We start from the raw sequence: 22,611 nt of genomic DNA, 5'->3' as shown, positions 1-22,611 counted from the left end.
CGCCGGGCGCAGGGCGGCTTCCATGAAAACGAAGGACGCTTGGGGAAAATTAGGGGCGCTCGACGATAGCATTGCGGGGCGCTCGAGATCGAGCGCCGCCGGCGCGGGGCATCGCGGATAAATCCGCTCCCGCATCTATTGCAACGTGGCCATTCCTGACAGGCCATGGTTGTACAGCATGAAGGATCGGCGCGCACTACTGCGCCGCACTCCCCCACCCCAACGCCTTGTACAGCGCAATCGCATCCAGGTACGAGGCTGTCTCCGCCTCGGCCACCTCGCGCTTGATCGAGAACAGCGCACGCTGGTTCTCCAGCACTGCCAGGTAGGTCCCCGCGCCGCGCCGGTAGCGCTTGTTGGCAATGTCGATGGCCTCGCTGCCGTGGCCGGCGGAGGCCACCAGGCTCTGCAGCCGGGCCTGGTTGCGCACCAGTTGCGTCACCGCGTTCTCCACCTCTTCGCGAGCCAGCAGCACAGCCTGCTGGTAGCGTGCCTGGCTGCCCTCGGCCAGCGCCTCGCGCACTCGCAGGCGGGCACGGGCGTTGCCCAGGCGCAGCGCCGGCCAGGTCACCACCGGCGCCAGCTCGTAGGCGCGGGCGGCGCTGCCCAGGTCGCCACTGCGCAGGGCGAAGAAGCCGATGAAGCCGCCCAGGTCCAGGCGCGGGTACAGCTCGGCGGTGGCCGCGCCGACGTCCTCGGTGCTGGCCGCCAGCTCACGCTCGGCACTGACCACATCGGGGCGCTGGCCGATCAGTGCGTCGACATCACCCAACGGCAACTGGCGCGCCAGCGGCGGCAGGAACGGCGCGGCGCCCTGCTCCTGGCTGCCCGGCACCTGCCCGGTCAGCACGTCGAGGCGGTAGCTGGCCTGCTGGATCGCCGCCTGCAACGGCGGCACCGCCGCCTCGCTGAGCAACAGGTTGGCGTGGGCGTTCTGCTGGTCTTCGTACTGGCCGCTGCCGGCGCGCACCTGTGCGCTGGTCAGCTGCAGGGTTTCGCGCCAGGCCTCGACCTGGTCCTCGGCCACGGCCAGGCTGCGCTTGAGGCCGAGCTGGAGGTAGTAGTTGCGGGCCACCTCTGCGGCGATGCTCAGGCGTGCCTGACGCAGGTCCGCCGCCGCCGCGTCGGCGCGGGCTTCAGCGGCGTCGGTCAGGCGTTGCAGGCGACCGAACAGGTCGATCTCCCACTGCACGTCGAAACCGGCGCGGTACTGCTCGGTGCGCATGCGCCGCGGGTCGCTGCCATCGGCCGGTTGCTGCTGCTCCAGGCTCTGGTTGTAGCCGGCGCGGGCGGTGACCCAGGGATAGCGGTCGAGGCTGCGGTCGTCGAACAGCGCCCGCGCCGCCAGCAAGTTGGCGTGGGCCTGGCGGATGTCAAGGTTGTTGGCCAGGGCCTGGTCGACCAGGCGCACCAGCTGCGGATCGTCGAAGAATCGCCACCACTGCGCCGGCAACTCGCCACGGGCGGCGAAGGCGGCGCGCTGCGGGCTGTGCACGCCACTGGCCGGTACCTTGGCCTTCTGGTAGTCGGGGCCGACGCTGCACGCGGTCAAGGCCAGGGCCATCAGGGAAACGACGAATACAGGCTTCATGGCTGGCCCTCCAAGGTCTCGGCCAACGACCGCGCCCGCGCCGAACGCGCGGTGCTGGCATGGTCACGGGCCAGCAGGCTGTAGATGGTCGGCAGCACGAACAGGGTGAACAAGGTCCCCACCAGCATCCCGGTGACGATCACCACGCCCAGACCGAACCGGCTGGCAGCGCCGGCGCCCGAGGCGAACAGCAGCGGGATCAGCCCCACCACCATGGCCGCCGTGGTCATGAGGATCGGCCGCAGGCGGATCTGCGCCGCCTTGCCGATCGCCGTGCGCCGGTCCAGGTGCTGCTCGGCCTGCAGGGTGTTGGCAAACTCGACCATGAGGATGCCGTGCTTGCTGATCAGCCCGATCAGCGTCACCAGGCCGATCTGCGTGTAGATGTTCACCGTGGCCACCCCCAGTGCCAGGGGCAGCAGCGCGCCGCTGATCGACAGCGGCACGGTGATCAGGATGATCAGCGGATCGACCAGGCTTTCGTACTGCGCCGCCAGTACCAGGTAGATCACCACCACGGCGGCGAGGAACGCCAGCATCAGGGCGTTGCCCTCCTGCTGGTACTGACGGGCGTCGGACTGCCAGTCGATGCTGAAACCAACGGGCAATTCAGCCGCGACCTGCTCGAGGAAAGCCACGGTGTCGCCCAGGGTGACACCGGCCGCCGGGATGCCCTGGAAGGTCGCCGCGTTCTGCTGGTTGAACTGGGTCAGGCGGTTGGGCTCGACCTGCTCGCTGACCTGCACCACGGTGGACAGCGGCACCAGCCGGCCCTCCTCGCTGCGCACGTACTGCCGAGTCAGGGCCTGCGGGGTCAGGCGCTGGTCGCGCGGGCTCTGGGCGATGACATCGTAGGAACGGCCGTCGAGGCCAAAGCGGTTGAGGTAGTTCTCCCCCACCAGCACCGCCAGCGACTCGCCGATGTCCTGCATGCGGATCCCCATGCTGTTGGCCTTGGCCCGGTCGACCCGCACCTGCACCACCGGGTTGTTGTAGTCCAGGTCGCTGTCGACCACGGCGAACAGGCCGCTCTGTCGGGCCTTGGCCTTGACCTGCTCCATGGTGTCGAACAGCACTCGGTAGTCCTGGGAGCTGCGCAGCACCATCTGCACCGGCAGGCCACCGGTGGAGCCCGGCAGCGCCGGCAGCTGGAAGGCGAAGATGCTGGTGCCTTCGACATCGTTGACCGCCGCCTGCAGGTCGAGCTGGATCTGCGAGGCGTTGCGCGCGCGTTCGTCCCACGGTTGCAGGTTGATGCCGCCGATGCCCGAGGCAATGCCGTCGCTGCCGTTGATGATCCAGGTGCTGACGGTCTCCGGCAGGGTGCGGTAGACCGCGTCGAGCTTGTCGGCAAAACATTCGACATAAGCCAGGTTGGCATGCTGCGGCGCCTTGATCGCGGTGAGCAGCCCGGCCTGGTCCTCGGTCGGCGCCAGCTCGCGCTGCGGCAGGCTGTACAGCAGCGGCAGGCTGACCAGCACCAGCAAGGCGAAGCCGACACTGATCCAGCGGTGCTTCAGCGAGAACCCCAGTACCTGGGCATAGCGCTCGGCCAGCCAGTCGAAGAAGCGGTTGGCGGCATGGGCCATGCGCCCTTCGGACTGGCGCGCATCGAGCAGGAACGAGCTCATCACCGGCGACAGGGTCAGCGCCACCACGCCGGAAACCACCACCGCGCCGGCCAGGGTCAGGGCGAACTCACGGAACAGCGCGCCGGTCAGCCCGCCCATCATGCCGATCGGCGCGTACACCGCGGCCAGGGTGATGGTCATCGCGATCACCGGCCCGGCCACCTCGCGGGCGCCGATCAACGCCGCCGCCACCGGCGTGCGTCCCTCCTCGATGTGGCGGTGGACGTTCTCCACCACGACGATGGCATCGTCCACCACCAGCCCCACCGCCAGCACCATGGCCAGCAGGGTGAGCAGGTTGATGCTGAAGCCGAACGCCAGCATCAGCGCCGCCGCGCCGAGCATCGACAGCGGGATGGTCACCACCGGGATCAGCACCGTGCGCAGCGAACCCAGGCACAGGTAGATCACCACCACCACGATCGCCAGGGCTTCGAGCAGGGTCTTGGTGACCTCGTCGATGGAGGCCTGGATAAAGCGCGCCGTCTCGAAGGCAAGCTCGGCCTTGACGTCCGGCGGCAGGGTCTGGCGGATCTGCGGCAGCAGCTGGCGGATGCCCTCGACGATCACCAGCGGGTTGCCACCCGGGGTGGCGAACAGGCCCAGGTGCACCGCCGGCACGCCGTCCATGCTGGCGCTGGTTTCGGCCGAGGCGGCGCCGAGCTCGACGGTGCCGATGTCACGGATGCGCACCAGGCCATTGCCGTCGTTGCGGATCACCAGCTCGCGGAAGTCGCCGACCGAGGTCAGGTCGGTATCGACGCGGATGTTGGCGATCACGTACTGGCCCTTCACCTTGCCGGGCGCCGCCTGGTAGTTGTTGCGCCGCACCGCCTCGGCCACGTCGGCGGCGGTCAGGCCTCGAGCGGCCAGGCGCGCCGGGTCGATCCACAGACGCATCGACAAGGTCTGGCCGCCGAACACCTGGACCTTGGCCACGCCCTCGATGGTGCTGAGCAACGGCTCGACCACCCGCGTGAGGTAGTCGGTCATGGCCGGGATCGGCAGGCTCGGGCTGGCGAAGCCGATATAGGCCACCGCCGTCGACTCGCCGGCCGAGCGCTCGATCACCGGATCGTAGGCGCGCTCCGGCAGGCGGTAACGCACCTGGTTGACCTTGGCCATCACCTCGGTCAGCGCCTGGGTGGAGTCGCGGTTGAGCTCCATGCGCACGGTCACCAGGCTGCGGCCCTGCACCGAGGAGGACGACAGGTAGTCGATACCTTCCACCGACGACACCGCCTGGGCGATCGGCTGGGTGACGAAGCCCTGCATCAGTTCGGCCGGGGCGCCGGGGTATTCGGTGGTCACGGTGATGGTCGAGCTTTCCAGCAGCGGGTACTGGCGGATCGGCAACTGCAGCAACGACAGCAGCCCCAGCAGCAGGATCAGGGTGCTGACCACCAGCGCCAGCACAGGCCGGCGCACGAACAGGTCGGTGAATGTCATGGCGTGTTCTCGCTGGAGTCAGGCGCCGCTGGCCGGGGCCTGCAGGGTGTCTTCGGTGGCTTGCACGGCGGTACCGTCGCTCAGGCGCAACTGCCCGGACACCACCACCTGGTCGTCTTCGTTCAGGCCCTGCTCGATCACTACCCGACCGGCCTGGCGCTCGCCGGTGCGCACCGCCACCCGCTGCACCACCAACGCACCGGCGGCGTCATCGTGGCGGGCGACGAACACCGTGTCGCCGTAGGCGGTGTAGGCCACCGCAGTCTCCGGCACGGTCAGCACCTGGCCATCATCGGGGCTGGCCACCTGCACGCTGGCGTACATGCCGGCCGCCAGGCGCGCATCGGGCTTGGCCAGGGTGGCCTGGACCTGCACGGTGCGCGAGCGGCCGATCAGTGGGTCGATGGCCGTGATATGAGCGGTGAACGGCGTATCGGGGAAGGCATCCAGACGCACCTCGACAGGCTGGCCGGGGCGCAGCTGGGCACTCAGCTGCTCTTCGAGGGAGAAGTTGACGTACAGGCTGCGGGTGTCGATCAGGCTGACCACCGGATCACCGACATTGAGGTACTGGCCCTGGTTCACCCGGCGGATACCCAGGCGCCCGTCGAACGGTGCGCGCACCGCCTTCTGGGCGATCACCGCCTCGGTACGGGCCAGTTCGCCCTGGGCCATGTCCCGGGCTGCCAGGGCATTGTCCAGTTGTTCCTGGGTGGCGGCATTCTCGCGCAGCAGGTCCTTGACCCGCCGGTGGTTGGTCCGCGCATTGTCCAGCTGGGCCTTCAGGCGCAGGCGCTCGGCCTGCTCCGGGGCATCGTTGAGGGTGACCAGCACATCGCCCTTGCGCACCTGCTGGCCGGATGTGAAGTTGATCGCCGTCACCCGTCCGCCGATCTCGGCCGACACCAGCACCTGATGCACCGCCTCCAGCTCGCCGACGCCGGCGAAGGCGCGTTTCTGCGGTGCTTTCTGCACCGTGGCCAGGGCCACCTTGACCAGGTGCCGCGCGGGTGTCGCCGTGGCCTGGGCCTGGCCGGTGTGGCGCCAGGCCAGGCCGGCGGCAGTGACCAACGCCAGCACCAGGGCGCTGCCAAGTATCGCCTTGCTTTTCATTTCGCGTCCTCGCCTCAGGCCCAATTCAGGTTGAACAGGAAGAACGCCAGGATCGCCCACAGCACCAGCACCAGGTGGGTGAGCTGCAGGCCTTCCTGGCGAATCCAGTAGCCGAACCACAGGCCACCGAGCAGCATGGCGAAGGTGAAGGCGAGGAACGCGGCGAGCGCCAGGTTCAGCCAGGCGCGGGCCATGAGCGGGTCCTGGGCGACGATCAGCCCGTAGCAGCCGACCCAGGCCGCCAGGCTGGCGACGATCTGCAGCAGCAGGATCACCAGCAGCGCGGCGCGGGCCAGGCCGGTCGACTGGCAGGCCCGGCGCAGCAAGGGGAAGTCGATGGCCGGTGGCTGGCGCAGCGGCGCCATGGCCAAGGTGGCGCCGATGGCGCCGACGGAACTGGCGAAAGCCTGCAGGTTGTTCAATACCGCGATGCTCAGCCATAAAGCCAGGCCCACGGCCTGGATGGCCTGGAACAGCCACAGGGAGGTGTGCAAATCCATATCAACGTCCGTATTGATGGCCTGCCCAAAAGGGAAACAGGCAATTACACAAGAAAACTCTTGGATATTAGTGGCAGCCCTGCCGATGCACAAGCGCCCCTATTACAGAAGCGGGTGCTTGAAGAGGGGTTGACGCGGGTCAGTGACAAGGTAGTCAGGGCGTCAGCTTTTCGAGACGTTCAACGTCGGGGTTGCGGCGCCGCCGTGGTCGGGCGCCGCGCAGCGCATCGTTGCCAGGCGACACCCACGGTAAAAGAAGGCTGGATGGCCGCTCAGGGGCGCGGCGGCACCTGTATCAAGCGCTCGCTCGCAGGCGCCGGCCTGCCGTACAGGTAGCCCTGGAAATGCGAACAGCCCTCGGCCATCAGGCGTTCCATCTGTTCAGCCGACTCCACGCCTTCGGCGGTGGTCTTGATCATCAGGCTGTTGGACAGCTCGGTGATGGCGCGGATGATCGACATCGCCTCGCGGCTCTCGCACATGTCGTGGACGAACGACTTGTCGATCTTGATCCGGTCGAAGGGGAACGAGCGCAGGTAGCCCAGCGAGGAATACCCCGTGCCGAAATCGTCGAGGGAAATCGACACCCCCAGGTCCTTCAAGGCCCGCAGGGTGCGCACGTTCTCCTCGCTGTTGCCCAGCAGCACCGACTCGGTGATCTCCAGTTCCAGGCGCGTGGCCGGCAGCCCCGAGTCGGCCAGGGCCAGGGCCACGGTATGTACCAGGTTGGCATTCTTGAACTGCACCGCCGACAGGTTGACCGACACCGTCTGCGCGGTGCCCCAACTGGCCGCCTCCTGACATGCAAGGTTCAGCGCCCGAGCGCCGATCTCGTGGATCAGCCCGGTCTCCTCGGCGATGGGGATGAAGTCCATGGGCATGATCATGCCGCGGTTCGGGTGCTCCCAGCGCAGCAGGGCCTCGTAGCCGGTGACGCTGGCGCTCTGCTGGTCCACTACCGGCTGGTAGTGCAGCTGCAACTGGCCCAGATGCAGCGCGGTGCGCAAGTCAGTCTCGACCAGGCGGCGTTGACGAGCCGCGACATCCAACTCGACATGGAAGCACTCGTAGCGGTTGCGACCGTTGCGCTTGGCCTCGTACAGGGCCATGTCGGCGTAGCCGAGCAGCTGCTCGGCCTGGTCGTGGTCGTCGGGCGCGACCGCCACGCCGATGCTCACCCCCACGCTGAACTGGTGCCCTTCGATATGGAAAGGCGGGCAGATCGCCTCGATCAGGCGCTGGGCGGTGTTGCGCGCCGCATCGCCGGTCTCCAGGCCCGACAGCACCACGGCGAACTCGTCGCCACCGAGCCGGGCCAGGGTGTCGTGCTCGCGCAGCTCGCGGCGCAGGCGCTTGCCCAGGGCGCGCAGCAGCTTGTCGCCGAAAGCGTGGCCAAGGGTGTCGTTGATGTTCTTGAAGTTGTCCAGGTCCAGGCACAAGGCGGCGGTCAGCTTGCCGCTGTCCTCGCCGCGCAGCAGCGCCTGCTTGAGACGCTCGTGGAACAGGGTGCGGTTGGGCAGCCCGGTCAGGGCGTCGTGGTGGGCCATGTGGTGGATCTGGGCATGGGCGGCCAGCTCCTCGGTGGCGTCCTCGGCGACGAACAGCACGTAGTCCCCCTGCCCTTCACGGTTGTCGCAGAGCGTGGCCCGGCTGCGCAGGGTGCGCGGCCCAATGGCGGTGTCGACCCGGGTTTCGGCGGCATGGCCCTTGGTGCTGCGTGCCCCACGCGCCAGCTGCTGTTCGAGGTAGTCGACGGCCGCCGGCACCAGGCACTGGCCTGGCAACTGGCCGACCATGCGCGTGCCCTGGCGGCCGAACAGCCGTTCGGCCTGCTGGTTGGCCAGGAGGATCTGCTGGCTCTGCAGGTCCTGGACGATGACGCTGGCGGGGATGTTGGCAATCACCGAATCGAGGAACTGCGACAGTGTGGCCATCTCCTGGCTGTACTGCTCGGCCAGCTCCTTGGCCTTGAGCAGCTCCAGCTCATGCTGGCGGCGCTCGGAGATGTCGCGGGTGATCTTGGCATAGCCGATCAGCTGGCCGCTGTGCTCATCCTTGATCGGCTCGATCACCACGCTGGTCCAGAAGTGCGAACCGTCCTTGCGCTGGCGCAGCCCTTCGGCCTGGAAGCGTCCTTGGTTGCGCGCGGTGTCCAGGCTGAGCGCCGGCAGGCCGGCATGGCGGTCCTCGTCGGTATAGAACACCGAGAAGTGCTGGCCGATGATCTCCTCGGCCTGGTAGCCCTTGGCCCGCTGCGCGCCCGGGTTCCAGTTGGCGACGATGCCCTCGGGGGTGAGCTGGTAGATGGCGTAGTCCGCCACGCTCTGGATCAACAACCGGTACATCATGTCGGGGTTTGCGGCGAGCGGCATGGGAATGACCTGACTCTTTCACAGCAGGAATAGGAAACCTCCGGACCGTACGTCGGAACAGTCCGAAATAACCAAGTGCTGGCATTATGCCGCTCGACGCAGGATTTTTGTGAAGTGCGTCACAAAAATTCTGCGAAAACGTCAGTGCCGCTGCCGGGTCACCAGAAAGTTGCGCAGTTGCGGCTCGTCATCCAGCGTGATCTCCCGCACCGCACGCGGCAGGTCCGCCAGCACTGCCTGGCAGAACGCCAGGGCCGGGGCATCCTCGGGATAGCAGCGCACCAGCCAGTCGCTGTCGCCTTGGCACAGCGTCTGCCGCGCCACCGCCAGGCCCACGCCCTGGCGACGGTACTTCTTGAGGATGAACAGGTCGGCCAGCTCGCAGGCCTCGATGCCGGGCAGTTCGCTGCGCTCGACAAGCATGAAGCCGGCGATGAAGCCGTCCACCAGGATCAGGCTGGCGCTCCAGCCGGGGGATTGCCAGTAGCGGGCGAAGTGCGGCTCGTGGATGTAGAAGCGCCCGTCCACCTCGACGTCCTCCTGCTCCCAGTCGGAGGACTCGTAGGCGTAGAACTGGTAGAGGTTGCGCACCAGCTCGGCGTGCTCGGGGCCGGTCTGGTGCAGTTCGACAGGGACGGTCATGGCGCAGGCTCGATTCAAATCGTCAGTCTACCAGCCCATCGTGGACCAAAGTCCTGCACGTCCCCCTGTAGGAGCGGCCTTGTGCCGCGAAGGGCCGCAAAGCGGCCCCGGCGATTTCTGCTTTACATTGGAAATCTGGGGCCGCTACGCGCCCCTTCGCGGCACAAGGCCGCTCCTACAGGGATTGTGCAGGGCTGATCGCTCACGCCTCGGGCAGCGCCGCCACCGCGTCCACTTCCACCAGCATCCCGTCCAGCGCCAGGCGCGGGACCGGAATCAGCGTGCAGGTCGGCGTCATCCTGCCACCCCAGGCGCGCTCGGCCTCGGCCACCCACTGGCTCAGGCGCGCCTCGGAATGGTCGACCACCAGCAAGGTGAGCTTGAACACGTGCTCGAGGGTGGCCCCGCGGGAGGCCAGGGCGATCTTCAGGTTCACCAGGGCCTGGCGCGCCTGCTCGTCGAAACGCGCCGACAGGTTGCCCTGCAGGTCCTCGCCGCCCTGCCCGGCGATGTACAGCAGGCGGCTGCCGGCACGCACTTCGGCGACATGGGAATAGGCGTTGCCACTGGGATCGTAGAGTCCTTCGGGGTTGCTCAGGGCGAAGGCGGCTGGCTGGGTCATGGTATCGCTCCGTCGATGGAATGAGCGGCCGAGTATCAGACCTCAGGTTAAGTCGAGGTCAAGCCCTCGATGCCCCAGTGCTTGTCGCCTTTGCCCCCCACTGGCACAGTGGCGCCCTCGCCCCGTCGTCCTGGAGCCCCCATGCCGTTCGATCCAACCTTGCTCGCCCAGGCCCGCCACGTGGTGGTGTTCACCGGCGCCGGCGTCTCAGCGGAAAGCGGCATCGCCACCTTCCGCGACAAGCTGACCGGGTTGTGGGAGCACTTCGACCCGGCGCAACTGGCCAGCGCCGAAGGCTTTCGCGCTGACCCGCCGCTGGTCTGGGGCTGGTACCAGATGCGCCGCGCCGGAATCGCCCAGGCCACGCCCAACCCCGCCCACCTGGCCATCGCCGCGCTGACGGCGCGGGTGCCGAAGCTGACCCTGGTGACGCAGAACGTCGACGATCTGCACGAGCGCGCCGGCAGCCCGGATGTGCTGCATTTGCATGGGCGACTGGACGCGTTTCGCTGCCTGGACTGCGCACGTCCGGCTGACGGGCCTGTGGCCCTGCCCGAGGACGCCCTGCAAGGCCGGCGCATCGAGCCACCGCGCTGCACTCGTTGCGCCGGGCCGTTACGGCCCGGGGTGGTGTGGTTCGGCGAGATGTTGCCGGAGCAGACGCTGGAGCGGGCGTTCGACGCCGCGCAGCAATGCGATGTGCTGTTGTCGGTGGGAACCTCCGGCGTGGTGCAGCCGGCGGCCTCGATTCCACGGCTGGCGCTGGCGGCGGGGGCGACGGTGGTGCATGTCAATCCGCAGCCGGCGAGCGAGGGGCATGCGCGGGAATTCGCGCTGGCCGGCAAGGCGGGCGAAGTGTTGCCTCAGCTGATGCGCCAGGCGTTTACCTGAATCTGTCACTTGCGGCCCTGTCGCGGGGTAAGCCCGCTACCACGAGGCTCGCCTCCACAGGGCCATCGATTCAGTGGCCGGCCTGCTCCAGCGCCGCTTTCAGCTCATCGGCAGCGGTATAGGTCTTCTGCCCGACCAGTACACCCTTGTCCAGCGAGAGCCACAGCACCTTGCCCTCCTCCCCGGCATAACGAGTGGCGACCTGACCTTCACGGTCCAGCAGCACCCGGTAGCTGTAGTCACGCATGGCCGGGATGGCGAACAGCTTGCTGATCAGCGCCGGCATGCGCTGGATATCCGCGACGAACACCGCATTGCGTGCCTCCAGGTAGCCCTTGGGTTGCTCGGCCAGGGCCGCTTTCACCAGCTTGGCGCCGTCCATGTCGCGGGCGACCAGCAGGATGCGGGTGTCGCTGCCCAGGGTATAGGGCTGGTCGTACTGGTCGAGCAGGGTCCAGGGCGCGAGGGTTTCCCCGGTCTGCACGGCATGGGCCAGCAGTGGAAGCAGGCTGAGCAGGAGTGCGGCGGCGTATTTCATGGTTGGCGTTTCCGATTCATGAGGGCCGTCAGCATAGCCCAAGCCGCCGCCGTTGACAGGTTCAGCGCACTTGCCCGGCAATCAGCCCCACGGCGATCAGGATCATCACGCCGCCGGACAACCGCCCCACCACCCGCGCCGCCGCGGGCCGGGTGCGCAGCACGGCCTTGGCGCCGTAGCCGACCATCAGGTAGATCACCAGCGAGCTGCCCAGGTGCACCAGCCCCAGCAGCAGGATCTGCAACGGCAACGGCCAGCTCGACTGCGGGTCGGTGAACTGCGGCAGCAACGCCAGGAACAGCAGGAAGACCTTGGGATTCAGCCCGCTGACGCACAAGCCCTTGAACGCCCAGCGCGACCCCGAGTCGCGCTCGCCGCCCTCGCCCGCCTCGGGCACCGCCGGGCTCAACAGCAGGTTGCCGCCCAACCACAGCAGGTAGAGGCAGCCGGCCAGGGTGAGCAGGGTCAGCGCCAGCGGATGCCCGGCGAGCAGGCTGCCGACCCCGGCCGCCACCACCAGGGTGACGAGAAAATGCCCGGACAGCATGCCGGCCACCGCCGGCACCACCCAGCGCCCGCGCATGCCGGCCGAGATGGCATAGGCCCAGTCGGCACCGGGGGTGATCACGAACAGCAGGGAAACAGCCCAGAACGCCGCCAACACACTCATGGTCATATCGACCCTTCCTTTCACACAAGTTTCGGTGAAAGAAAGACTACGGATATCACCCGAGGATTTTCTTTCGTATATTCCCTCTACCAAGCCAAATACTGGAAGATTCTTCCCTATGGATCGAATCGATCAAAAGATCCTTGCCGAGCTGCAAAAAGACGGACGCCTGTCGGTCACCGAGCTGGCCGACCGCGTGGGCCTGAGCCTGTCGCCCTGCCACCGCCGCCTCAAGGCGCTGGAGGAATCCGGCGCCATCCTCGGTTACCACGCCCGCCTGGCCCCGGCGGCCCTGGGCCTGAACTTTGCCGCGCTGGTGTTCGTGACCCTGCGCGAAGTGACCCGCCAGCCGGTGGCGGACTTCGAGGCGGCACTCGGGGACATTCCACAGATCGTCGAGGCCCAGCGCCTGTTCGGCGATCCGGATTACCTGTTGCATGTGGTGGCCAGGGACCTGCCGGCGTTCCAGAAGCTGTACGACGAACAGCTGACCAGCATTCCCAATGTCAAACGCCTGAGCTCGACGCTGGTAATGAAGGAGGTGATCCAGGACCGCTTGTTGCCGATGTAGCCGATCGCCCAGTCCGTTGGACTGCGCTATCGCGCAGGGAACAATGCTGCAAGCATCACCAGCGTGGGAGCGGGCTTGCCCCGCCATCACTGCAATTGCCCGCCACCGGCATGCCCGGCTATCGTGCATCACGCACCAAGACGGGGCCCCCGCACTACCCTCGCACAACGCCCAGCCCCTGCCCGTCAGGGCCTCCCGCCACTTGGCACCTTCCTTGCTCCCGTCCCCCGCTTAACCTTTTGCCAGCCTTAGGTTTTTTAAGGTTCATGAGCACAAATTTACTAATTTCTCGATACCCGCCCGCCCCGCATCATCGCTCCAACAAGAACGCGTCGCCCCTTGCCGGCACGCACCCGGGCCTCCCCCGATGCCCCACCTTGCCTTGGAGTCAGTCATGACCAGTGCAGCCAATTCGGCACCCCTCATCGAGAAACACACGATCGGCTACGTGCCGCCGCAAGACCGCCATGGAAAGGTAAGGGATCTGTTCACACTGTGGTTCGGCGGCAACATCGCGCCGTTGCCCATCGTCACCGGCGCGCTGGGCGTGCAGCTGTTCCACCTCAACCTGGTCTGGGGCATCGTCGCGATCCTCGTCGGCCACCTGGTCGGCGGCGTGCTCATGGCCCTGCACTCGGCCCAGGGGCCGCAGATGGGCATCCCGCAGATGATCCAGAGCCGCGCCCAGTTCGGCTCGCTCGGCGCCCTGCTGGTGGTGGTGATCGCCGGGGTCATGTACATCGGCTTCTTCGCCTCCAACATCGTCCTGGCCGGCAAGTCCCTGCACGGCGTGGTCGACAGCGTGCCGGTGCCGGTGGGCATCGTCATCGGCGCCCTGGGCTCGGGCATCATCGGCATCATCGGCTACCGCTTCATCCACGTGCTCAACCGCATCGGCACCTGGGTGCTGGGCATCGGCATCGTGGTCGGCTTCGGCTACATCTTCAGCCATGTCCAGAGCGACGACTTCCTCACCCGCGGCGGCTTCAACCTGGCCGGCTGGCTGGCCACCGTGTCGCTGGCGGCGCTGTGGCAGATCGCCTTCGCCCCCTACGTGTCGGACTACTCGCGCTACCTGCCGGCCGACGTGAAGGTGTCCTCGACCTTCTGGACCACCTACCTTGGCTCGGCCCTGGGCTCGAGCCTGTCGTTCATCTTCGGCGCGGTCGCGGTGCTGGCGATCCCGGCCGGGATGGACACCATGGACGCGGTCAAGCTCGCCACCGGCACCCTCGGCCCGCTGATGCTGGTGCTGTTCCTGCTCAGCGTGATCAGCCACAACGCCCTCAACCTGTACGGCGCGGTGCTGTCGATCATCACCCTGGTGCAGACCTTCGCCTACCGCTGGATCCCCACCGCCAAGAGCCGCGCCGTGCTGTCGCTGATCGTCCTGGCCGCCTGCTGCGTGGTGGCGGTGTTCGCCTCGGCGGACTTCATCGGCCACTTCGTCGACATGGTGCTGGTACTGCTGGTGGTGCTGGTGCCATGGACGGCGATCAACCTGATCGACTTCTATGTCATCCACAAGGGCGACTACGACATCGACTCGATCTTCAAGGTCGATGGCGGCATCTACGGCCGCTACAACCCCCAGGCGCTGATTGCCTACGCGGTGGGCATCGCGGTGCAGATCCCGTTCATGAACACACCGCTGTATGTCGGGCCGGTGTCCGCACACATCAATGGCGCCGACCTGTCGTGGCTGGTGGGGCTGGCGATCACCTCGCCGCTGTACTGGTGGCTGGCCAGTCGCGACAGCGCGTATCGCCGTCGCCAGGTGAGTGCAAAGCTGGCGGCGGGGGTCTGAATCCGCCGGGCTGATGATCGACAGGAAGACCCGCCACGGCGGGTCTTCTGCCATTGCCATGGCATACTCACCGCTCACCCAGAAACGTCCTACATCGCAAGCGGACCCAGCTGACTACTCCAGGCAAAACACCTTGGCGAGCATACGCACTTCCCGCACAAGGAGTGTCCCATGCAAAAATTGCCAGCCCCCGACTTCACGGTCCTGCACAAGAAACGCAAGCTGATTGCCGCCATCGCCCTGCCGATGCTCGCCCTCGGCGCCATCGCCGCCGTGTTCAACGAAGTGTTCTTCTACAACGAAGCGGGCCAGATGACCCACGTGCGCACGATCTTCGGCGAGGAAAAGGTGGTCGAGGATGTCGGCTACGCGACCAAGTGGTTCGGCCGCAGCACGGTCTGGCGACGCACCATTGGCGTCCAGTCCGCCCTGCGGGTGGACAACCAGGAGGACAATCGCAGCGGACAACCCTCGGTGATCCTGGAAAACCTGCCGATCGTGTTCCTCGGCAACGTCGATGCCAAGGCCGAATTCAGTACCCAGTTCCGCCTGCCCTCGGGCGATGCCTTCCTGAAGATTGCCCAGGAGTACCGCACCCCCGACAACTTCCTGCAACGCGCCCTGCTGCCCGCCGTCAAGGAAACCCTGCAGGCCACCGCCTCGCTGATGAGCGCCGATGACTACTACGCCGGCAACCGCAGCCACTTCGGCGCCGAATTCGAGAACCAGCTGCGCAACGGCCTGTACCTGACCAGCCGCAAGGAGATTCGCGTGCAGCGCGACAACCTGCCGGCACAGACCGCGATACTCCAGTCGGGCACCGACCAGGGCAGTTTCGGCGACAACTCCGCGACCCGCTTCGTCATCGAGAAGAAGCTCGACAAGGACGGCCAGGAACTACGCAAGCAACAGCAGTTCCGCCTGTTCGGCGTCGAAGTCGTCGATGCCCGGGTGACGCACATCGACCCCAACCCCCAGTACCAGGAACGCATGGTGAGGGTGCAGCAGGCCCTGGCCGAGCTGGCCGTGGCCCGGCAGAACCGCCTCAAGGAAGAAGAAGAAAAAGAGCTGGTCTCCGCCCGCGGCGCCAAGGACGTCGAGGCCAAGCGCCAGGAAAGCCTGCGCCAGCAAATCGAACGGACCACGGAAGCCGAGACCGAGAAGCAGCTCACACTGATCAATGCCGAACGGGAAAAGCGCCGGGCCGAGATCGACAAGCAAACCGCCGAGCTGCTCCGTGACAAAGCCAAGGTCAACGCCGAGGCCACCAAGATCACGGCCGATGCGGAAGCCTATGCACGCGAGGCCTCGCTCAAGGCCGACGGCGCCCTGCAGACCAAGCTCGACGCCCTGGTGCAGATCAACCGCGCCTGGGCCAACGCAGCAGCCCAGGCGCCGGTGCCCAGCGTGATGATGGGAGGCTCCGACGCGGGACTTGGTCGTCAGGACGAGATGGGCAAACTGATGAGCGTACTCGCGACCAAGGCGGCGAAGGATCTGGTGATTGACCTCAAGACGCCTTGAGTAAACACGCCCCGCATGGGTACCTGAAACTCTACCAATGCGGGGTGTGCTGTTCGGACCGGTATGCTGTGCGAAGAGCAAGAAACTAGCAGCACTTTTCTCCTATCGAGGGCAACAAGTCCCAGCTCGGGAAACGCCCTACATCAAAGCGCGAAACCTCCCCCCATAGGATGGTCAGAGGAGACTTCCTTTCGTTGCATCAATACCCGCTGCGCAACATCTCCTTCGGCACATACTTGCCAATCTCATACTTGCCGATCGCCGCCCGGTGCACTTCATCCGGCCCGTCGGCCAGGCGCAGGGTGCGTTGCATCGCATACATGTACGCCAGCGGGAAATCACCGCTCACCCCGGCCCCGCCATGGATCTGGATGGCCCGGTCGATCACCTTCAGCGCAACGTTGGGCGCCACCACCTTGATCTGGGCGATCTCGCTGCGCGCCACCTTGTTGCCGACCGTGTCCATCATGTAGGCGGCCTTCAGGGTCAGCAGGCGGGCCATGTCGATCTCCATCCGCGAGTCGGCGATCTTGTCGACGTTGCCGCCCAGCCGCGCCAAGGGCCGGCCGAAAGCAGTGCGCTCGACCGAGCGCTTGCACATCAGCTCCAGCGCGCGTTCGGCCATGCCGATCGAGCGCATGCAGTGGTGGATCCGGCCTGGGCCGAGGCGGCCCTGGGCGATCTCGAAGCCGCGGCCCTCACCCAGGAGCACGTTTTCATAAGGCACACGCACGTTCTCGAACAGCACCTCGGCATGGCCGTGGGGCGCGTCGTCGTAGCCGAACACCGGCAGCGGGCGGACGATCTTCACCCCGGCTGCATCGGTGGGCACCAGGATCATCGAGTGCTGCTGGTGGCGCTGGCCGTCCGGGTTGGACAGGCCCATGAAGATCATCACCTTGCAGCGCGGGTCGCAGGCGCCGGAGGTCCACCACTTGCGGCCGTTGATCACCCATTCGTCACCGTCGCGCACGGCGGTGGCGGCCATGTTGGTGGCGTCCGAGGAGGCCACGTCCGGCTCGGTCATGGCGAACGCCGAGCGGATCTCGCCGCGCAGCAGCGGCTCGAGCCACTGGCGTTTCTGCGCCTCGCTGCCATAGCGCACCAGCACCTCCATGTTGCCGGTGTCCGGCGCCGAGCAGTTGAACGGCTCGGGCCCCAGCAGCGAACGGCCCATGATCTCGGCCAGTGGCGCGTATTCGAGGTTGGTCAGCCCCGCGCCATACTCCGACTCCGGCAGGAACAGGTTCCACAGCCCCTCGGCACGGGCCTTGGCCTTGAGTTCCTCGACGATAGCGGTGGGCTGCCAGCGGTCACCCTCGGCGACCTGGCGCTCGAACACCGGCTCGGCCGGGTAGACGTATGCATCCATGAATGCGCTGACGCGCTCGCGCAGTGCCTGGACCTTGGGCGAATAGGCGAAATCCATCGGGGCTACCTTCAGTCAATGAAGAACATGGACCTGAGCCTAGAACAGCCACCCTTCATCCACCTAGTCTATTTTCTACGTGTATAAACATTCATAACCAATATATGATCATCTGATAACTCCAACAAAGAGCGGCGCCATGAACCTCAGCAAGGTCGACCTCAACCTGTTCATCGTCTTCGACGCCATCTACACCGAAGCCAACCTGACCCGCGCCGGGCAGATCGTCGGCATCACCCAGCCGGCGGTGTCCAACGCCCTGTCGCGCCTGCGCGAGACCTTCAACGACCCGCTGTTCGTGCGCACCGCCCAGGGCATGGTGCCCACGCCCATGGCGCAGAACATCATCGGCCCGGTGCGCAACGCGTTGTCGCTTCTGCGCACCTCGGTGCAGGAGAGCCGCATCTTCACCCCGCTGCAGGCCAGCAAGACCTTCCGCATCAGCATGACCGACCTCACCGAGGCGGTGATCTTGCCGCCGCTGTTCCAGCGTCTGCGCCGGCTGGCGCCGGCATTGGTGATCGAGAGCTTCCTGTGCAAGCGCCGCGAGACCACCAAGGAACTGGCCGCCGGGCGCCTGGACTTCGCCGTCGACGCGCCGCTGAACACCGACCCGCAGGTGCGCCACGTCAAGCTGATGCAGGACCGCTACGTCTGCGCCATGCGCCCCGGCCACCCGCAGGCCGACGGCAAGCTGACCCTGGACAGCTACCTGGCCATGACCCACATCCATATCTCCAGCCGCCGCAACGGCCTGGGTTATGTGGACCTGGCCCTGGGCAAGATGGGCGTGCAGCGCCGTGTCGCGCTGCGCTCGCAGCACTACCTGATGGCCTCGCAGGTGCTGCAGCAGACCGACATGGTGATGACCGTGCCCGAGCGATTCGCCCGTCGCCACCAGCTGCGCCACCAGCCGCTGCCGGTGGAGGTGCCGGCGCTGGAGACCCACCTGTACTGGCACGAAAGCACCGACCAGGACCCGGCCAACCGCTGGATGCGCGAGCAGATCATCGAGCTGTGCGAACGGGTGGTGGCCCAGGACGAGCAGGAACAGGCGGATCCGGCCATGGCCTCGGCCTGAATCGCCTACACTGTCGGTGATTGCCTCTGAACCAGGGAGCCACTCATGGACGACCACCAACACGGCAAGCCACCGACCTTCTGGCAGATGCTGCAGAGCATCCTCGCCGCCGCCTTTGGCGTGCAAAGCGGCAAGAACCGCGCCCGCGACTTCACCTATGGCAAGGCCAGCCATTTCATCGTGATGGGGACGCTGTTCACGCTGATCTTCATCTTCGTGCTGATCGGGTTGGTGCAGCTGGCAATGCACCTGACGGCGCGCTAGCGACGCCGCGTCAGGTCAGCAACGACACATCACTCGTGGGAGCGGGCTTGCCCCGCGATCATGTGCGTTCATCGCGGGGCAAGCCCGCTCCCACGTGACTTGCAATCCTGTTTCCAAAACGCAATCCGCCCGCGGATATCCCTTCCGCGGGCGGTTCAGGTGTGACTCACGGTCTCGAGCAGTTTTCCGCTACTGATGGCTGACCCAGTACACCGCAGTGACCACCACCAGCACGATCAGACACAGGATCGCCCAGGCATCGACACTGCTGTCAGCTTTGCGGACCTTGGTAGAGTTTCCCATTGCATTGCCTCTTGTAGTGGTTATGGGAATGCACTTCACAAGCAGCAGTTAAGTCCAGCAATGCCCTTCCCTCAAGCAGGGGCTTTCAGTAGTCGACGGGTGACGTGAGAAAGGGGTAACGAAAGTCCGTCGGCCTGCCCTCGGCACTGAAACGGTGGAAGTCGATGCCGTGGTTGTCCTGTTCCAGCAGCTTGAGCCAGCGTCGGGCCTTGTCCGCGTCGATCAGCTGCAAGGCCGGCACGCTATGTTCACGCTGGCCGTCGCGCCCCACCGCCAGCCCCTGGGCGTCATCGTGCAACATGACCATGGCCCAGCCGCCCAGGGTGAAATGCCCGCCCATCAGCACGCTCAAGCGTCCGTCGATCCGCGCCCGCAGGGCCTCGGGCGAGCTGTTGACCGCACTGAACAGGACATCGCGCCCCGGCACCTTGCCCTGGGCCTCGAACGCCTGCATGGCGCCAAACGCCATCTGGTCGTTGGCCGACCACACCAGGCGGGTGTCGGGGTAGCGCTCCAGCAGCATCTGCGCCTGCTCGAAGGCGCGCTGGCGACTCCAACCGCCGTACACCACCTGGCGCAGGCGCACCTGGGGAAACTCCGCCAGCGCCCGACGCATGCCCTGCACGCGCAAGTGCGAGGCCGGCGTGGTCTTGACCCCGGCGAAGGCCAGCAAATCAACCTGCCCCGCGTCAGCCGGCAGCTGCGCCGCCATCGCCTTGAGCATCTGGTAGCCGGCCTCCTCGTCGTTGCTGACCAGGGTACCGAGCACTTCGGGGTACTTGTCCGGCTGCGCCTGGATGCTGTGCGCCTGGCTGTCGGTGAGGCCGTTGTTGACCAGGAACAGCTTGACCCCGGTGCCCCGCGACAGGCGGATGATCTCCGGCGCGACATACTGCTCGTTGACCAGCACCAGGTAGTCCGGGCGCTGTGGTCCTTGCAGCACCTCACGGGCCTGGGTCAGCGCGAGGTCGGCGCGGCGCTCGCTGTACTGCACGCGCAAGGCCATGCCCAGGTCGTTGGCGGCGGCCTGCATGAAGCGCGAGTAATCGACCCAGAACGTCTCGTTGGAATAGCCCGGGTTGAGGAACACCACGGACGCGGCCTGTGCGCTCGCTGCCAGTGGCAGGCTCAGGCACAGGCTCTGGCACAAGGCCTTGAGCATGCTGTTACTTCCCTGCGGAGCAAACCCCGGATTATAGCGCCGCGATGTACCGGCGCGGACAAATGCCAGTCAGTCTCACTTAGTCCAAATGGTTCTTTTCATATGCAAAAACATCACTTTAGCGCATAAACCCACTCTGCTATCGTGCCTCGGCTCCGACCCGGAGTGCGCGGCCGTGCGCGCGATTAGCTGCATGCTAGCCTGAGACAGGACTTATATGTACGTATACGACGAGTACGATCAGCGGATCATCGAGGACCGCGTCAAGCAGTTCCGTGATCAGACCCGCCGCTACCTGGCCGGTGAGCTGAGCGAAGAAGAATTCCGCCCTCTGCGCCTGCAGAACGGCCTGTATATCCAACGTTTCGCGCCGATGCTGCGTGTCGCCGTGCCCTATGGCCAGCTGAACGCCCGCCAGGCCCGCATGCTGGCGAAGATCGCCCGCGACTACGACAAGGGCTACGCGCATATCAGCACCCGCCAGAACGTGCAGTACAACTGGCCGGCACTGGAAGACATCCCGGAGATCCTCGCCGAGCTGGCCACCGTGCAGATGCACGCGATCCAGACCAGCGGCAACTGCCTGCGCAACGTCACCACCGACCAGTTCGCCGGTGTCGCCGCCGACGAGCTGGTGGATCCGCGCCCGTGGTGCGAGATCGTCCGCCAGTGGACCACCTTCCACCCGGAATTCGCCTACCTGCCGCGCAAGTTCAAGATTGCCGTCAACGGTTCCAGCGACGACCGCGCCGCCATCGAAGTGCACGACATCGGCCTGGAGCCGGTGCGCAACGCCGCCGGTGAGCTGGGCTTCCGCGTGCTGGTCGGCGGCGGCCTGGGCCGCACCCCGGTAATCGGCTCGTTCATCAACGAGTTCCTGCCCTGGCAGGACCTGCTCAGCTACCTGGACGCCATCCTGCGCGTGTACAACCGTTACGGCCGCCGTGACAACAAGTACAAGGCGCGGATCAAGATCCTGGTCAAGGCCCTCACCCCGGAAGTGTTCGCCGAGAAGGTCGAGGCCGAGATGGCCCACCTGCGCGGCGGCAGCACCACCCTGACCGAGGACGAAGTGCAGCGCGTTGCCCGTCACTTCGTCGACCCCGAGTACCTGGCCCTCGACAATGTCGACTACAGCGCCCTGGACGCCGAGCACCCGGGCTTCGCCCGCTGGCGCTCGCGCAACACCCGTGCGCACAAGAAGCCGGGCTATGTTGCCGTGACCCTGTCGCTCAAGCCCACCGGCGTCGCCCCGGGCGACCTGACCGACAAGCAGCTCGACGCCGTCGCGGACTTCGCCGAGCGCTACAGCTTCGGTTACCTGCGCACCTCCCACGAGCAGAACATCATCCTCGCCGACGTCGAGCAGCGCCAGTTGCACGCGCTGTGGCTGGAACTGCGCGAGCAGGGCTTCGCCACCCCGAACATCGGCCTGCTGACCGACATCATCTGCTGCCCGGGCGGTGATTTCTGCTCGCTGGCCAACGCCAAGTCGATCCCGATCGCCGAATCCATCCAGCGCCGCTTCGACGACCTGGACTACCTGTTCGACATCGGCGAGCTCGACCTGAACATCTCCGGCTGCATGAACGCCTGCGGCCACCACCACGTCGGCCACATCGGCATCCTTGGCGTGGACAAGAAGGGCGAGGAGTTCTACCAGGTCTCGCTAGGCGGCAATGCCGCCCGCGACGCGAGCCTGGGCAAGATCCTCGGCCCTTCCTTCGCCCAGGACGACATGGCTGACGTGATCGAGAAGCTGATCAATGTGTACGTCGAGCAGCGCACCGAAGACGAGCGCTTCATCGACACCTACCAGCGGATCGGCATCGACCCCTTCAAGGAACGCGTCTATGCAGCGAATCATTAAGAACAACCAGATCGTCGACGAAACCTGGCACCTGCTGCCCAAGGACGTCTCGATCGACGAGCTGACCAACTGCGACGACTACATCGTGCCGCTGCAGCTGTGGCGTGATCATCCGAGCCTGCTCAAGGCTCGCGATGGCGGCCTGGGCATCTGGCTGGACAGCGACGAGGAAGCCGAGGAAATCGGCGAAGACGTCGAGCACTTCCAGGTCATCGCCCTGAACTTCCCGGCCTTCACCGACGGGCGCAACTACTCCAACGCGCGCCTGCTGCGTGACCGCTACAAGTTCAAGGGCGAGCTGCGCGCCATCGGCGACGTGCTGCGCGACCAGCTGTTCTACATGGCCCGCTGCGGCTTCGACGCGTTCGCCATCCGTGCCGACAAGGACCCGGAAGACGCGCTGCAGAGCCTGAAGGACTTCTCGGTGACCTACCAGGGCGCCACCGACGAACCGCTGCCGCTGTTCCGCCGCCGCTGATCGTCGCTTGCCGTACGCTCGGCCCGCCTTCTGGCGGGCCGATTCGTTTCTGCGCCTGCAAGACGACTGGTCCGGACATGGCCGAGGAAAAACCCGAACGCTC

The 22,611-nt window shown here is 66.2% G+C and carries 19 protein-coding genes; 8 read left to right on the top strand and 11 right to left on the bottom strand.

What is annotated here, in order from left to right; translation table 11 throughout:
- Window positions 1-196: 196 nt before the first annotated feature.
- From K2O50_RS10850 to K2O50_RS10820, 7 genes are all read right to left on the bottom strand, one after another.
- Window positions 197-1,591, bottom strand: a complete 1,395-nt coding sequence (locus K2O50_RS10850; protein ID WP_050706091.1) for an efflux transporter outer membrane subunit — start codon at window positions 1,589-1,591, stop codon at window positions 197-199.
- On the bottom strand, window positions 1,588-4,671 hold the full coding sequence (locus K2O50_RS10845) for a MexW/MexI family multidrug efflux RND transporter permease subunit (RefSeq protein WP_050706092.1): 3,084 nt from the start codon (window positions 4,669-4,671) through the stop codon (window positions 1,588-1,590). Before K2O50_RS10845 ends, K2O50_RS10850 begins: the two co-directional genes overlap by 4 nt.
- An 18-nt stretch (window positions 4,672-4,689) precedes the next feature.
- Window positions 4,690-5,784, bottom strand: coding sequence for an efflux RND transporter periplasmic adaptor subunit (locus tag K2O50_RS10840; RefSeq protein WP_050706093.1), 1,095 nt, complete (start codon window positions 5,782-5,784; stop codon window positions 4,690-4,692).
- A gap of 14 nt (window positions 5,785-5,798) precedes the next feature.
- Entirely contained in the window at window positions 5,799-6,284 is a 486-nt protein-coding gene (locus K2O50_RS10835) for a DUF2165 family protein (RefSeq protein ID WP_050706094.1), read from the bottom strand.
- Window positions 6,285-6,556: 272 nt separating this feature from the next.
- Window positions 6,557-8,656, bottom strand: coding sequence for a bifunctional diguanylate cyclase/phosphodiesterase (locus tag K2O50_RS10830; protein ID WP_050706095.1), 2,100 nt, complete (start codon window positions 8,654-8,656; stop codon window positions 6,557-6,559).
- A 141-nt stretch (window positions 8,657-8,797) separates the two neighbouring features.
- Window positions 8,798-9,298: an acetyltransferase gene (locus tag K2O50_RS10825; protein ID WP_050706096.1), complete on the bottom strand. Its 501-nt coding sequence runs from the start codon at window positions 9,296-9,298 to the stop codon at window positions 8,798-8,800.
- A gap of 202 nt (window positions 9,299-9,500) precedes the next feature.
- Window positions 9,501-9,920: a RidA family protein gene (locus K2O50_RS10820; RefSeq protein WP_050706097.1), complete on the bottom strand. Its 420-nt coding sequence runs from the start codon at window positions 9,918-9,920 to the stop codon at window positions 9,501-9,503.
- A gap of 141 nt (window positions 9,921-10,061) precedes the next feature.
- Here K2O50_RS10820 and K2O50_RS10815 point away from each other — a divergent pair, with 141 nt between their 5' ends.
- Window positions 10,062-10,811 carry an NAD-dependent deacylase gene (locus K2O50_RS10815; RefSeq protein ID WP_050706098.1) on the top strand — a complete coding sequence of 250 codons (750 nt, stop codon included), beginning with the start codon at window positions 10,062-10,064 and terminating at the stop codon, window positions 10,809-10,811.
- Between the two features lie 70 nt (window positions 10,812-10,881).
- Here K2O50_RS10815 and K2O50_RS10810 read toward each other — a convergent pair whose 3' ends face one another.
- Complete coding sequence (locus tag K2O50_RS10810; protein WP_050706099.1) at window positions 10,882-11,349, bottom strand: hypothetical protein; 468 nt, start codon at window positions 11,347-11,349, stop codon at window positions 10,882-10,884.
- Between the two features lie 61 nt (window positions 11,350-11,410).
- On the bottom strand, window positions 11,411-12,025 hold the full coding sequence (locus K2O50_RS10805) for a LysE family translocator (RefSeq protein ID WP_050706100.1): 615 nt from the start codon (window positions 12,023-12,025) through the stop codon (window positions 11,411-11,413).
- Between the two features lie 112 nt (window positions 12,026-12,137).
- On the opposite strand from K2O50_RS10805, the gene K2O50_RS10800 reads away from it, so the two are divergent.
- The 3 genes from K2O50_RS10800 to K2O50_RS10790 all read left to right on the top strand — a co-directional run bounded on the left by K2O50_RS10800 (window position 12,138) and on the right by K2O50_RS10790 (window position 15,921).
- Complete coding sequence (locus tag K2O50_RS10800) at window positions 12,138-12,590, top strand: Lrp/AsnC family transcriptional regulator (protein ID WP_050706101.1); 453 nt, start codon at window positions 12,138-12,140, stop codon at window positions 12,588-12,590.
- Between the two features lie 394 nt (window positions 12,591-12,984).
- On the top strand, window positions 12,985-14,397 hold the full coding sequence (locus K2O50_RS10795; RefSeq protein WP_050706102.1) for a cytosine permease: 1,413 nt from the start codon (window positions 12,985-12,987) through the stop codon (window positions 14,395-14,397).
- A gap of 171 nt (window positions 14,398-14,568) precedes the next feature.
- Complete coding sequence (locus tag K2O50_RS10790) at window positions 14,569-15,921, top strand: SPFH domain-containing protein (RefSeq protein ID WP_050706103.1); 1,353 nt, start codon at window positions 14,569-14,571, stop codon at window positions 15,919-15,921.
- A 199-nt stretch (window positions 15,922-16,120) separates the two neighbouring features.
- On the opposite strand, the gene K2O50_RS10785 is transcribed toward K2O50_RS10790, so the two are convergent.
- Window positions 16,121-17,350 carry an acyl-CoA dehydrogenase gene (locus tag K2O50_RS10785; RefSeq protein ID WP_050706104.1) on the bottom strand — a complete coding sequence of 410 codons (1,230 nt, stop codon included), beginning with the start codon at window positions 17,348-17,350 and terminating at the stop codon, window positions 16,121-16,123.
- A gap of 139 nt (window positions 17,351-17,489) precedes the next feature.
- Between K2O50_RS10785 and K2O50_RS10780 the strand changes: the two genes are divergently transcribed.
- Both K2O50_RS10780 and K2O50_RS10775 read left to right on the top strand, forming a co-directional pair.
- On the top strand, window positions 17,490-18,431 hold the full coding sequence (locus K2O50_RS10780; protein WP_050706105.1) for a LysR family transcriptional regulator: 942 nt from the start codon (window positions 17,490-17,492) through the stop codon (window positions 18,429-18,431).
- Window positions 18,432-18,476: 45 nt separating this feature from the next.
- On the top strand, window positions 18,477-18,695 hold the full coding sequence (locus tag K2O50_RS10775; protein WP_050706106.1) for a DUF2970 domain-containing protein: 219 nt from the start codon (window positions 18,477-18,479) through the stop codon (window positions 18,693-18,695).
- A 388-nt stretch (window positions 18,696-19,083) separates the two neighbouring features.
- Here the strand turns inward: K2O50_RS10775 and K2O50_RS10770 are convergent, their stop codons facing one another.
- Entirely contained in the window at window positions 19,084-20,160 is a 1,077-nt protein-coding gene (locus tag K2O50_RS10770; RefSeq protein ID WP_050706107.1) for an ABC transporter substrate-binding protein, read from the bottom strand.
- A gap of 217 nt (window positions 20,161-20,377) precedes the next feature.
- Between K2O50_RS10770 and K2O50_RS10765 the strand changes: the two genes are divergently transcribed.
- Both K2O50_RS10765 and K2O50_RS10760 read left to right on the top strand, forming a co-directional pair.
- On the top strand, window positions 20,378-22,030 hold the full coding sequence (locus tag K2O50_RS10765) for a nitrite/sulfite reductase (protein ID WP_050706108.1): 1,653 nt from the start codon (window positions 20,378-20,380) through the stop codon (window positions 22,028-22,030).
- A complete protein-coding gene (locus tag K2O50_RS10760) occupies window positions 22,014-22,508 on the top strand; it encodes a DUF934 domain-containing protein (RefSeq protein WP_028691443.1) in 495 nt (164 codons plus the stop codon). Before K2O50_RS10765 ends, K2O50_RS10760 begins: the two co-directional genes overlap by 17 nt.
- Window positions 22,509-22,611: the final 103 nt, after the last annotated feature.

Origin of the sequence: Pseudomonas sp. 2hn (assembly GCF_019646095.1) — a bacterium.
In the GTDB taxonomy this organism is placed as follows: domain Bacteria; phylum Pseudomonadota; class Gammaproteobacteria; order Pseudomonadales; family Pseudomonadaceae; genus Aquipseudomonas; species Aquipseudomonas peradeniyensis.
Note: the sequence above shows the minus strand (reverse complement) of the source record. Positions and strands in the feature narration are given on the sequence as shown.